Raw genomic sequence first — 12,513 nt, forward strand, 5'->3', positions numbered from 1 at the left:
GGTCAAAGTGCAGCGTCAACCATACCGTGCCGTACTGCCAACAGCGTCAGCTCCACGTCGCTGGCGATCGACAGTTTCTCGAAGATGCGGTAGCGGTAGGTGTTCACGGTCTTGGGCGACAGGCACAGCTTGTCGGAGATGATCTGCACTTTCTGGCAGTTGACGATCATCAACGCAATCTGGATCTCGCGCTCGGACAGCAGGTCGAACGGCGAGTTGGTGGTTTGCGGCTGGAACGACTTGAGCGCCAGCTGCTGGGCGATCTGCGGGCTGATGTAGCGTTGCCCGGCGAACACCAGGCGAATGGCCTGGATCATTTCATCCAGGCCCGCACCCTTGGTCAGGTAGCCCGCGGCGCCGGCCTGCAGCAGGCGCGTGGGGAACGGGTCTTCCTCGCACACCGTTACCGCCACCACCTTGATGTCGGGGTAGCTGCGCAGCAGCTTGCGCGTGGCCTCCAGACCGCCGATGCCAGGCATCTTGACGTCCATCAGGACCACGTCGGGCTTGAGTTCGCGCGTGAGGCGCAGGGCCTCTTCACCCGACTCGGCCTGGCCGATTACCTGCAGCCCGTCGATGTCCGCCAGCATACGGGTAATGCCCGTACGTACCAGATCATGATCATCGACTACTAGGACCCTAATCAAGCAGACACCTCGTTGTTGTGGTCTTTTACGGAATGTTAGCCACCTTAGCAAAAAATCGGATCCGGAACCTAGCGCAAAGCGTCATCCACATGACGCCATGCGCCTGCCTGGCTGCCTTCATCGAGGCTTGGGCGACCCGCGACGCGGGCGCGCGGTGTAGCTGGCGGCCATTTCCGCCAGGCTGATTGCCATGTGCCGGATGGCGTCCTGCCCCTCCCGTGGGAGAACCCGATAATGCCCCAGAACATGCTCCTCGGCCTGGCTTAGCCGATCAGCGGGGATGGGCGCGCGGTCCCCGGTGAGCACGTAAAGCACGTCCACCCCGTGGGTGGCGACGCTGGCAAGGTACGTAGCCTTGGGGGTGCGCTCACCGCTTTCGTATTTTCCCTGGGCGTTGGGCTCGACACCACCGATGTCGCCGAACTCCTTCTGGGTCAGGCCAAGCCTGTCCCGTTCTTCCCTCAAACGCGAACCGATTCCAGTCATTTGAATGTATAATCCCTTATTAATCACCCAATCGGGTGATGTTTATAACCACAATTACACCAAATAAAACGGACTTGAACTATGCACGGTATACGGACTGCCGCACAAGCCAGGGCCTGGCTAGACCAGCAGGGAAAATCGGTACAAGAGTTTGCCAGGGAACATGGCGTGGATCCGGCAACCACCTACCAGGTGCTGTCGGGACGCAAGAAGGGACGCCGCGGGGAATCGCACCGCGTCGCCGTTTTGTTGGGGATGAAGGAAGGGATATTGCCGGACCGGGCGCCAGAGTGACGGGCGCTCTGGATCAGTCGCCGCTCAGGCGCTCCATGCGCCAGAAGCACTGGTCCTCGCCAACCTCGGCAAAGCCTTTGCGCAGGTAAAGGTGCCGCGCCGGATTGGACTGGAACACCATCAGCCGCACCCGCGGCAGGCGCCGCTCGCGGGCCAGTTCCACGATCCGGTCCAGCGCCCACCCGCCAATGCCGCGGTTGCGCGCTTCGGGCAGCAGGTGCAGTTCACGGATGAACAGCGCCTGCCGGTCGATGCTCAAGCTGAAATACCCCTGGGCGACGCCATCGGCCAGGACAATGAAATTGTCGCGCCACAACCACGCCTGGTTGAACGCCTCTTCCTGCCACAGCAGGCTGTAGCGGCCGTAGTACAGCAGCATGGCACGGCGCGTGAGGTCACGCGCGAAGGTCAGGTCGTGCTCGGTGGCCGCACGCAGCGCAAGCTCCATCGTCCCTCCCCTCAAGTGAACTGAACCACGTTGCCCTGCCAACCGTTGGCGGCCAGGCGCGCCAGCAGCAATTGGTCGCCCGCGCCTTGGGCTTCGACGACAAGGGCGCCGGAAGCGTCCCACAGCGCGCTGCGCCCAGCAGCCTGCCAGCCACCGGTGACGCCACCATGGTTGGCCACCAGCACCGCCATGCCATGGGTTTGAGCATAGCCCTGAAGGATGGCGCCATCGACCGCGTAGCCCGCTTCGCCGATCAGCACGCTGGCGGCGTACAGGCTCGCGCCGGCCTCGCGCGCCAGGCGCGGGTGGCTGGCCTGGCCGAAATCCGCGCACACCGCCAGGGCAATCTGCTCGCCGCCCAGTTGCAGCGGCGCACCGCCTTGGCCGGGGACGAAATACGCCTCCTCGCCGCCGTGCAGGTGCTGCTTGGTGTACACCGCCTGCTGGCCATCGGCACCCAGTACCAGCGCGCCCACCTGCACGCCTGTTTGCCCGGCTTCACGCAGGGGCAGGCCGACCACGGTGGTCATCGCCAGTTGGCGGGCGCGGTCGCGCAGGGGTTGCAACTTGGCAGCGTCGGCGCCCAGCGCCAACTCGGCGGCCAGGGTGGGCTCGTAGCCAGTCAGCGACAGTTCGGGGAACAACAGGAACTGCACGCCGTGTGCCGCGGCAAGGTCCATGAAGCGCAAGTGGTGGGCGATGTTGGCGGCGAGGTCGCCAGCCACGGCGCAGGCTTGGGCGGCGGCGATGCACAGGCGAGTCATGGGTCCTTCCCTTTTGGCGAGACGAGAAGGCCTGCATCATGCCGCAACATTTGCGCCAACGCACCTGCAACGGCAACCCCTTATCTCGTAGCCGCTGCCGGAGGCTGCGCTGGCCAGCATGAACCCTGAACATCTCAAGCGAAGCATAGGGCCAGCGCAGCCTACGGCAGCGGCTACGGAGTTGCAGGGCGTCGCGGCCAGGGCAAAATATTGTGCTTGAAACATTTAGCCACGCTGCAGTAAGCTCGACGTATTCAAACGGAGACATTTCATGTCGCACCCAGCTCACCTCAAGGCTCAACACACTGCCAGCGCTCGTCGCCCGGTAGCGGTTGCCTGCGCGTGCGCTGCCGTTGTTGCAGATTATTACTATGGGTATTGGTTTAGCCACTGGCGCGCCTGATACCTAGATATCCGGCGGCCAGATCCCAAGGTCGCCCGGTTTGAGAAACTCCAAAACCCCCGGTCGGCCTCCCGACCGGGGGTTTTGTTTTTTCCGCCTTCCACACATTTGATACAGAGGATTACCGCAATGAACTACGCCACCTATTACCGCTACGACTACTGCACCGCCTGGCGATTTACCACCCTCCGTTCGGGCCAGCTTGCCGCCTCCGACCGGTCCTGCCTGGGTGGCCATACACAGACAAACGTCATTAGTCGAACATCGCGATAGGGCTGAGCGAGCGCAGCAGACTGCGCCGCCAGCCCAGGGAAAAATTACACATGAACATCTCCATCAGCGCCCTGCCCCTCGCCACCGCTACCGCCGCCGTCCAGCCCCTGGCCCCCGCCGCCAATGCCCCGGCCCTGCAACGCCTGCCCAGCACCACCGAACTCAAGCAACAGCTGCCCCTGAGCCGCGACCTGGCCCACCAGGTAAACGGCCACCGCAACGCGATCCGCGCCATTCTCGAAGGCCGCGACGAACGCATGCTGGTGGTGGTCGGCCCCTGCTCGCTGCACGACCCCGAAGCCGCGCTGGAATACGCCGAGCGCCTGGCCACCCTGGGCAGCGACCTCAAGGGCCAGCTGCTGCTGGTGATGCGCGCCTACGTTGAAAAGCCGCGCACCACGGTGGGCTGGAAAGGCCTGGCGTACGACCCGCGCATGGACGGCAGCGACGACATGGTCGGCGGCCTGAAGCTGTCCCGCGACCTGATGCGCGAAATGCTGCACATGGGCCTGCCCCTGGCGACAGAATTGCTGCAGCCCATGGCCGCCGGCTACCTGGACGACCTGCTGAGCTGGGTGGCGATCGGTGCACGCACCACCGAATCGCAGATCCACCGCGAGATGGCCAGCGGCCTGAAGATGCCCGTGGGCTTCAAGAACGGCACCGATGGCGGCATCGCCATTGCCTGCGACGCCATGCGCAGCGCTGCCCACCCGCACCGCCACTTCGGTGTGTCGGCCGACGGCCACCCGGCCATCATCGAGACCGCCGGCAACCCCGACACCCACCTGGTGCTGCGCGGCGGCCACCGCGGGCCGAACTACGACCAGGACAGCGTCGCGCAGGTGCACAGCGCCCTGGGCAAGGCCGGCATCCCGGCGCGCATCATGGTCGACTGCAGCCACGCCAACAGCAGCAAGAACCCGCTGCGCCAGCCCGAGGTGTTCAACGACGTGCTGCGCCAGCGCCTGGCCGGTGACCGCTCGCTGGTGGCGACCATGCTCGAAAGCCACCTGTTCGAAGGCTGCCAGGCCATTGGCCCGGGCATGCGCTACGGCGTGTCGGTGACCGACGGCTGCCTGGGCTGGGACGACACCGAGGCGCTGCTGCGCAACGCCGCCCGCCAGTTGCGCGGCTGAGCCGGACGCAGCCTTCGGCAGCTGCTACGTGTGTAATGCGGTCCCGTAGCAGCGGCCGCAGGCCGCGTCCCGGGGCGCCACATAATCGCCCCCGGGGCAGCGCTTTTGCGCAAATTGCGGTAGGCTGCCTTCTTTAGGTTTTTTTGGAGTACTTTCCCATGGCCAAAGCCACTGCCCGTCACATCCTGGTTTCCTCCGAAGCCAAGTGCAACGAACTGAAAGCGCAAATCGAAGGCGGCGCCGATTTCGCCGAAGTCGCCAAGGCCAACTCCACCTGCCCATCCAGCCGCCAAGGCGGTGACCTGGGTTCGTTCGGCCCAGGCCAGATGGTCAAGGAATTCGACACCGTGGTGTTCAGCGCCCCGATCAACGTGGTGCAGGGCCCGGTCAAGACCCAGTTCGGCTACCACCTGCTGGAAGTCACCAGCCGCCAGGACTGATACCTGTCCCGCTGCTGACGGCCCGCCTTGTGCGGGCCGTTTTGTTTGTGATCAGTGCCTTGGTTGATGATAGGGTAAGCACGCGCCCACACTCATTCGAACAAGGCAGACAATGCGCTCGGTTTTCGCCCTCCTCCTGCTGACCGCCCAGTTGCTGATGCTCCCCTGCGCCCTTGCCGCCGCGCAGCACGCCCTCACCGTCTACGGCGAGCCGCCCAAGTACCCCGACGGTTTCAAGCACTTCGACTACGTCAACCCCGATGCCCCCAAGGGCGGCAGCCTGCGCCGCTCGGCGGTGGAAATCGGCCAGTTCGACCACCTGCTGCCTTATATAGACAAAGGCACCGGCGTGAGCCAGGTGGACGGCCTGCTGTACGCGCCCCTGGCCCTGCGCTCGCTGGACGAGGCCTACACCGTGTACGGCCTGATCGCCGAGAAAATGGAACGCGACGACAGCGGCCTGTGGCTGCGCTTCTATATCAACCCCAAGGCGCGCTTCAGCGACGGCGTGCCCATCACCGCCGCCGACGTGAAGTTCACCTTCAACCTGCTGATGACCCAGGGCAGCCTGCGCTTTCGCACCCAGTTCGCCGAGGTGAAAGGCGTCGAGGTCGAAGGGCCGCGCCAGGTGCGCTTCGACTTCAGCGCCAACGACAACCGCAGCCTGCCCCTGGACCTGGCCTCGCTGCCGGTGCTGCCCGAGCACTGGTGGAAAGACCACGACTTCGCCAACGGCGGCGGCTTCGAGGCCGCGCCCGGCAGCGGCCCCTACACCGTGGGCAAGGTCGACAACGGCCGCAGCATCACCTTCCAGCGCGACAAGGACTGGTGGGCCCGGGACCTGCCGGTGACCCGCGGGCTGTACAACTTCGACCAGTTCGGCATCGAGTTCTTCGGCGATACCGAGGTGGCGCGCCAGGTGCTGCTGGGCGGCGCCTTCGACTACAACCGCGAGTTTTCCGCCACTGGCTACACCATCAAATACAACAGCGCGGCGCTGGACGACGGCCGCCTGCAACGCGCCCACCTGGCGCCGCAAAGCCTGCAGGCCGCCCAGGGTTTCGTGTTCAACCTGCAACGGCCAGTGTTCAAGGACCGTCGCGTGCGCCAGGCCCTGGCCCTGCTGTGGGATTTCGAGTGGACCAACCGCCAGCTGATGCGCAGCATGTACATCCGCCAGCAGAGCTTCTTCGCCAACAGCCCGCTGGCAGCACGGCAGCTGCCGGACGCCGCCGAGCTGAAGATCCTCGAACCGCTGCGCGGGCAGGTGCCAGACGAGGTCTTCACCCAAGTGTTCGAAGCCCCGCGCACCGACGGCAGCGGCTTTATTCGTGACAAGCAATTGCAGGCCCTGGCGCTGTTGAAGGCCGCCGGGTGGACGCCCGACGGCGACCGCCTGGTGAACGCCGCTGGCGAGCCGCTGAGCTTCACCTTCCTCAATGGCCAGCCCGGCCTGGAAAAACTTATCCTGCCGTGGAAACGCACGTTGGCGCAGATCGGCATCGACCTGCAGATCCGCCGCATCGACTCCTCCCAGTACATCAACCGGCTGATGGCCCGGGACTATGACATGATCATCACCGGCTACCCGGTGTCGCCCTCCCCCGGCATGGAACTGTCCAACTACTTCGGCTCCGCCAGCGCCACCGATTCGGGTTCCAGCAACTACATGGCGCTCAAGGACCCGGCCGTGGACACGCTGATCAAGGGCCTGGTCAATGCCAGGACCAAGGCCGACATGACCGAATACGCCCACGCCCTGGACCGGGTGCTGCAGTGGAACTACTACTGGATTCCCAACTACTACCCGCCAGGCACCTCTACCGTGTGGTGGAACCGCTTCGGCATTCCCGCGCACCCGGCGCCCAATGACGAGGCCCCGGAAAGCTGGTGGCAGGTCAGCCCCACGCCGCTGACCAATGCGCAAATGGCCGAGCTGCGCGCCAAGGAGGCCCATTGATGCTGGCCTATACCCTGCGGCGCCTGCTGCTGATCGTGCCGACGCTGCTGATTATCCTGCTGGTCAACTTTGTCATCGTCCAGGCGGCGCCCGGCGGCCCGGTGGAACAGGCCATCGCCCGCCTGCAGGGCCTGGGCGGCGTGGCCGTGGGCGGTGGCGGCGGCGATTCGGCCCAGGGCGCGTCGCGCGCCAGCCGTGGCCTGGACCCCAAACTGATCAAGGACATCGAGCACCAGTACGGCTTCGACAAACCCGCGCCGGAACGCCTGTGGCTGATGATCAAGAACTACGCCACGCTGAACTTCGGCAACAGCTTCTTCCGCGGCGCCAAGGTCACCGACCTGATCCTCGACAAGATGCCGGTGACCCTGTCCCTGGGCTTCTGGGCCACGCTGATCACCTACCTGGTGTCGATCCCGCTGGGCATCCGCAAGGCGGTGCACCACGGCAGCCACTTCGACATCTGGAGCAGCACCGCCATTATCATCGGCTACGCCATGCCGGCGTTCCTGTTCGCCATGCTGCTGATCGTGCTGTTCGCCGGCGGCACCGAGCTGAACTGGTTCCCGGTGCGCGGCCTGGTGTCGGAAAACTTCGACCAGCTGTCCACCCTGGGCAAGGTCGCCGACTACTTCTGGCACCTGGTGCTGCCGGTGACCTCACTGGTAATCGGCGGCTTCGCCACGCTCACCATCCTCACCAAGAACTCGTTCCTCAACGAAATCACCCGCCAGTACGTGGTCACCGCCCGCGCCAAGGGCGTCAGCGAACGCCGGGTGCTGTACGGGCACGTGTTCCGCAACGCCATCCTGCTGGTGGTGGCCGGCCTGCCCCAGGCGTTTATCAGCGTGTTCTTCGCCGGTTCCCTGCTGATCGAGGTGATCTTCTCCCTCGACGGCCTCGGCCGCCTGAGCTACGAAGCCGCCGTGGCCCGTGACTACCCGGTGGTGTTCGGCACCCTGTTCATCTTCACGTTGTTCGGCCTGCTGATCAAACTGGTGGGCGACCTGTGCTACACCCTGGTCGACCCGCGCATCGACTTTGCCGGGAGGAGCGCCTGATGAAACGCCTGTCCCCGGTCTCACGCCGGCGCCTCGACCGTTTCCGCAAGAACCGCCGCGGCTGGTGGTCGCTGTGGATCTTCATTGCCCTGTTCGCCCTGAGCCTGGGCGGCGAGTTGATCGCCAACGACAAGCCGCTGGCCCTGAGTTACCACGGCCAGTGGTACTTCCCGGCCTTCAAGCGCTACACCGAAACCGAGTTCGGCGGCGTGCTGCCGTTCCAGCCCGACTACCGCAGCGACTATGTGCGCAAGCTGATCGCCGACGCCGGCGGGGAAATGATCTTCGCGCCCATTCCGTTCAGCGCCGACACGCCCAACTACGACCTCACCCAGCCGGCCCCCAGCCCGCCCAGCGCCAGCAACTGGCTGGGCACCGATGACCAGGGCCGCGACGTGCTGGCGCGGGTGATCTACGGCGCGCGGGTGTCGATCCTGTTCGCCATCGCGCTGACCGTGATCAGCTCGCTGATCGGCATCCTCGCCGGCGCCCTGCAAGGCTATTACGGCGGCTGGGTGGACCTGTTTGGCCAGCGCCTGCTGGAGGTATGGTCGGGGCTGCCGGTGCTGTACCTGCTGATCATCCTCTCCGGTTTCGTCGAGCCCAACTTCTGGTGGCTGCTGGGCATCATGGCGCTGTTTTCCTGGCTGGCCCTGGTGGACGTGGTGCGCGCCGAATTCCTGCGCGGGCGCAACCTGGAGTACGTCAAGGCGGCCCGGGCGCTGGGCCTCAACGACGGCAAGATCATCCGCCGGCACATCCTGCCCAACGCCATGAACGCCACCCTCAGCTACCTGCCGTTCATTCTCACCGGGGCCATTTCCACCCTCACCGCCCTGGATTTCCTGGGCTTCGGCATGCCGGCGGGCAGCGCTTCGCTGGGCGAACTGATCGCCCAGGGCAAGGACAACCTGCAGGCGCCGTGGCTGGGTTTCACGGCCTTCTTTACCCTGGCACTGGTGCTGTCGCTGCTGGTGTTCATCGGCGAGGCACTGCGCGATGCCTTCGACCCCCGCGCCTGAGGCCAGCATGAGCGAAAACCTGATCGAAATACGCAACCTGAGCGTGGCCTTCAACGACCACACCGTGGTGCGCGAGCTGAACCTGGACATCCGCCCCGGCGAGTGCCTGGCGCTGGTGGGCGAGTCGGGCTCGGGCAAGTCGGTGACCGCCCACTCGATCCTGCAACTGCTGCCGCAGACCGGCAGCCACACCCAGGGCAGCATTCGCTACCGCGGCACCGAGCTGCTGGGCGCCCCGGCCAACGTGCTGCGCGAGATCCGCGGCAACCGCGTGGCGATGATTTTCCAGGAGCCCATGACCTCGCTGAACCCGTTGCACACGGTGGAAAAGCAGATCGGCGAAACCTTGCTGGTGCACCGCGGCCTGACCGGCAAGGCCGCCCAGGCGCGCACCCTGGAGTTGTTGCAACTGGTGGCCATCCAGCAGCCGGAAAAGCGCCTCAAGGCCTACCCGCACCAACTGTCAGGCGGCCAGCGGCAGCGGGTGATGATCGCCATGGCCCTGGCCTGCGAGCCCGACCTGCTGATTGCCGACGAACCCACCACCGCCCTCGACGTGACCGTGCAGCGGCGCATCCTGGCGCTGCTCAAATCACTGCAGCAGCGCCTGGGTATGTCGCTGCTGCTGATCAGCCACGACCTCAACCTGGTGCGCAGCATTGCCCAGCGGGTGTGCGTGATGCGCGCCGGCGAGATCGTCGAGCAGGCCGACACCGAAACCCTGTTCTGCACGCCGAAACACCCCTACAGCTGCATCCTGATGAACGCCGAACCGGCCGGCGAGCCGCTGCCGCGCCACGAACGCCCGCCGCTGCTGGACGTTGACAACCTGCGGGTGTGGTACGCCACCAGCGGCGGCTTCCTGCGCAAGCCCCATTACCTCAAGGCGGTGGACGGCATCAGCCTGAGCCTGCAGAAGGGCAAGACCCTGGGCATCGTCGGCGAGTCCGGCTCGGGCAAGTCCACCCTCGGCCAGGCCATCCTGCGCCTGCTCGATTCCCAAGGCGGCATCCGCTTCGACGGCCAGCCGCTGGAGGGCCTGAACCCCAAGCAGATGCTGCCGTGGCGCAAGCGCATGCAGGTGGTGTTCCAGGACCCGTTCGGCAGCCTCAGCCCGCGCATGTCGGTGCAGCAGATCATCAGCGAAGGCCTGGAAGTGCACGTTGAATGCGATGCCGAAAACCGCGAGGAACGGGTGATCAAGGTCCTGGAGGAAGTGGGCCTGGACCCGGCCAGCCGCCACCGTTACCCCCACGAGTTTTCCGGTGGCCAGCGCCAGCGCATCGCCATTGCCCGGGCGCTGGTGCTCAAGCCCGACCTGATCCTGCTGGACGAACCCACTTCGGCGCTGGACCGCACCGTGCAGAAGCAGATCGTCGCCCTGCTGCGCCAGTTGCAGGACGACCATGGGCTGACCTACCTGTTCATCAGCCACGACCTGGCGGTGATCAAGGCCCTGGCCCACGACGTGATCGTGGTCAAGGACGGCCAGGTGGTGGAGCGCGGCGCCAGCCACGACCTGTTCGAAGCTCCGCAACATCCTTATACCCGCGAACTGCTGCTGGCCGCCCACGTGCAGGCCGAGCCGCACTGACCCTGGAGGCATAGGCATGACCCTGAACGGCAAGACGGCATTGGTCACCGGTTCCACCAGCGGCATCGGCCTGGGCATTGCCCACGGCCTGGCCGCTGCCGGCGCCAACGTGATACTCAACGGCTTCGGCGACGCCCAGGCGGTGCTGGCCGAACTGGCCCGCCACGGCACTAAAGTCGGCCACCACCCGGCGGACGTCAGCCAGCCGGCGCAGATAGAGGCGATGTTCGCCTATGCCCAGGCCGAGTTCGGCGGCGTCGACATTCTGGTCAACAACGCCGGCATCCAGCATGTGGCCGCCGTGGAAGACTTCCCGGTGGAGCGCTGGGACGCGATCATCGCCATCAACCTGTCCTCGGTGTTCCACGCCACGCGCCTGGCGCTACCGGCCATGCGCGAGCGCGGCTGGGGGCGCATCATCAACATCGCCTCGGTGCACGGGCTGGTGGGCTCCACCGGCAAGGCCGCCTACGTGGCGGCCAAGCACGGGGTGATCGGCCTGACCAAGGTGGTGGGCCTGGAAACCGCGCGCACCCAGGTGACCTGCAACGCCATCTGCCCCGGCTGGGTGCTGACGCCGCTGGTGCAGAAGCAGATCGACGACCGCGCGGCCAAGGGCGTGGCCCCGCAACAGGCGCGCGAGGACCTGCTGGCGGAGAAACAGCCGTCGCTGGAATTTGTCACGCCCGAGCAACTGGGCGAGCTGGTGCTGTTTCTGTGCAGTGAGGCTGGCAGCCAGGTGCGCGGCGCGGCGTGGAATATGGATGGCGGGTGGTTGGCGCAGTGATACGGCCTGGGCCCGATCAGGTGTTTTCATCATCCACCAGGTTCCAGTCAGCGCTGTCCACGTCCGCCGCCGGCTCCGGCGGCAGTGGCACGCTGCTGGGCTCATGGCCGTTTTCACGGTGCAGCTTGAGGCGCAGGCGCAGGTTGTTCTGCGAGTCGGCGTTCTTCAGCGCTTCCTCCTCGCTGATCGCCCCCTCCAGGGCCAATTCGTACAGCGCCTGGTCAAAGGTCTTCATCCCCAGGTTCACCGATTTTTCCATGATGCCCTTGAGCTCGCCGAACTCGTTGCGGTGAATCAGGTCCTTGATGGTGGCCGTGCCCAGCATCACCTCCACGGCCGCCCGGCGCTTGCCGTCGGTGGTCTTCACCAGCCGCTGGGAGACGAACGCCTGCAGGTTGTTGCCCAGGTCATTGAGCAACTGCGGGCGACGGTCCTCGGGGAAGAAGTTGATGATGCGGTCCAGCGCCTGGTTGGCGTTGTTGGCGTGCAGCGTCGAGATGGCCAGATGGCCGGTATCGGCGAACGCCAGGGCGTGCTCCATGGTCTCGCGGTCGCGAATTTCGCCGATCAGGATGACATCCGGCGCCTGACGCAAGGTGTTCTTCAAGGCCGCCTGGAAGCTGCGGGTGTCGACACCTACCTCGCGCTGGTTGATGATCGACTTCTTGTGCCGGTGCACGTACTCCACCGGGTCTTCGATGGTGATGATGTGGCCGCTGGCGTTGCGGTTGCGGTAGTCGATCAGCGCCGCCAAGGAAGTCGACTTGCCCGAGCCGGTGGCGCCGACGAACAGCACCAGGCCGCGCTTCTGCATGATGGTCTCGAGCAGCACCGGCGGCAGCTTGAGGTCTTCGAAACGGGGAATGTCGAGCTTGATGTTACGGGCGACGATGGACACTTCGTTGCGCTGCTTGAAGATATTCACCCGGAAGCGTCCGACGCCATGAATGGACATGGCCAGGTTCATCTCCAGGTCGCGCTCGAAATCCTGGCGCTGTTCGGCGTCCATGATATCGGCGGCGATGGCCGCCACTTCGCCGGGTTTCAGCGCTTCCGCCGAGAGTGGCTTGAGCACACCGTTGAACTTGGCGCAGGGCGGCGCCCCGGTGGACAGGTAGAGATCGGAACCGTCCTGGGAGGCGAGGATTTTCAGCAGGGCTTGGATTTCCATATGCGAGGGTCCACAGGGCGACAA

13 protein-coding genes are annotated in these 12,513 nt (G+C 65.3%); 8 read left to right on the top strand and 5 right to left on the bottom strand.

The window, feature by feature from the left end; genetic code table 11:
* Window positions 1–2: 2 nt before the first annotated feature.
* Window positions 3–647, bottom strand: a complete 645-nt coding sequence (gene gacA / locus AC0Z2B_RS26755; protein ID WP_416423352.1) for a response regulator transcription factor GacA — start codon at window positions 645–647, stop codon at window positions 3–5.
* Between the two features lie 117 nt (window positions 648–764).
* Window positions 765–1,133: a helix-turn-helix domain-containing protein gene (locus AC0Z2B_RS26760; RefSeq protein WP_416423351.1), complete on the bottom strand. Its 369-nt coding sequence runs from the start codon at window positions 1,131–1,133 to the stop codon at window positions 765–767.
* Window positions 1,134–1,214: 81 nt separating this feature from the next.
* Here AC0Z2B_RS26760 and AC0Z2B_RS26765 point away from each other — a divergent pair, with 81 nt between their 5' ends.
* Entirely contained in the window at window positions 1,215–1,427 is a 213-nt protein-coding gene (locus AC0Z2B_RS26765) for a DNA-binding protein (protein ID WP_416423350.1), read from the top strand.
* 13 nt (window positions 1,428–1,440) lie between these two features.
* Here the strand turns inward: AC0Z2B_RS26765 and AC0Z2B_RS26770 are convergent, their stop codons facing one another.
* Entirely contained in the window at window positions 1,441–1,875 is a 435-nt protein-coding gene (locus AC0Z2B_RS26770) for a GNAT family N-acetyltransferase (RefSeq protein WP_476300644.1), read from the bottom strand.
* 11 nt (window positions 1,876–1,886) lie between these two features.
* On the bottom strand, window positions 1,887–2,639 hold the full coding sequence (locus tag AC0Z2B_RS26775) for a carbon-nitrogen hydrolase family protein (protein WP_476300646.1): 753 nt from the start codon (window positions 2,637–2,639) through the stop codon (window positions 1,887–1,889).
* A gap of 726 nt (window positions 2,640–3,365) precedes the next feature.
* Between AC0Z2B_RS26775 and AC0Z2B_RS26780 the strand changes: the two genes are divergently transcribed.
* From AC0Z2B_RS26780 to hbdH, 7 genes are all read left to right on the top strand, one after another.
* Window positions 3,366–4,454 carry a 3-deoxy-7-phosphoheptulonate synthase gene (locus AC0Z2B_RS26780; protein ID WP_416423347.1) on the top strand — a complete coding sequence of 363 codons (1,089 nt, stop codon included), beginning with the start codon at window positions 3,366–3,368 and terminating at the stop codon, window positions 4,452–4,454.
* 158 nt (window positions 4,455–4,612) lie between these two features.
* A complete protein-coding gene (locus AC0Z2B_RS26785) occupies window positions 4,613–4,894 on the top strand; it encodes a peptidylprolyl isomerase (protein ID WP_007952068.1) in 282 nt (93 codons plus the stop codon).
* A gap of 112 nt (window positions 4,895–5,006) precedes the next feature.
* Complete coding sequence (locus AC0Z2B_RS26790) at window positions 5,007–6,854, top strand: extracellular solute-binding protein (protein WP_476300648.1); 1,848 nt, start codon at window positions 5,007–5,009, stop codon at window positions 6,852–6,854.
* On the top strand, window positions 6,854–7,915 hold the full coding sequence (locus tag AC0Z2B_RS26795; protein ID WP_416423345.1) for a microcin C ABC transporter permease YejB: 1,062 nt from the start codon (window positions 6,854–6,856) through the stop codon (window positions 7,913–7,915). Before AC0Z2B_RS26790 ends, AC0Z2B_RS26795 begins: the two co-directional genes overlap by 1 nt.
* A complete protein-coding gene (locus tag AC0Z2B_RS26800; RefSeq protein WP_416423344.1) occupies window positions 7,915–8,937 on the top strand; it encodes an ABC transporter permease in 1,023 nt (340 codons plus the stop codon). Before AC0Z2B_RS26795 ends, AC0Z2B_RS26800 begins: the two co-directional genes overlap by 1 nt.
* 7 nt (window positions 8,938–8,944) lie before the next feature.
* Window positions 8,945–10,531 carry an ABC transporter ATP-binding protein gene (locus AC0Z2B_RS26805; protein ID WP_476300674.1) on the top strand — a complete coding sequence of 529 codons (1,587 nt, stop codon included), beginning with the start codon at window positions 8,945–8,947 and terminating at the stop codon, window positions 10,529–10,531.
* A gap of 16 nt (window positions 10,532–10,547) precedes the next feature.
* The gene (gene hbdH / locus AC0Z2B_RS26810) at window positions 10,548–11,318 is read left to right on the top strand and encodes a 3-hydroxybutyrate dehydrogenase (protein WP_476300650.1); all 771 of its coding nucleotides are present in this window, start codon (window positions 10,548–10,550) and stop codon (window positions 11,316–11,318) included.
* A 16-nt stretch (window positions 11,319–11,334) separates the two neighbouring features.
* Here hbdH and AC0Z2B_RS26815 read toward each other — a convergent pair whose 3' ends face one another.
* Complete coding sequence (locus AC0Z2B_RS26815) at window positions 11,335–12,489, bottom strand: PilT/PilU family type 4a pilus ATPase (RefSeq protein ID WP_416423342.1); 1,155 nt, start codon at window positions 12,487–12,489, stop codon at window positions 11,335–11,337.
* Window positions 12,490–12,513 lie beyond the last annotated feature (24 nt).

Source organism: Pseudomonas sp. GYB4201, from assembly GCF_056312595.1.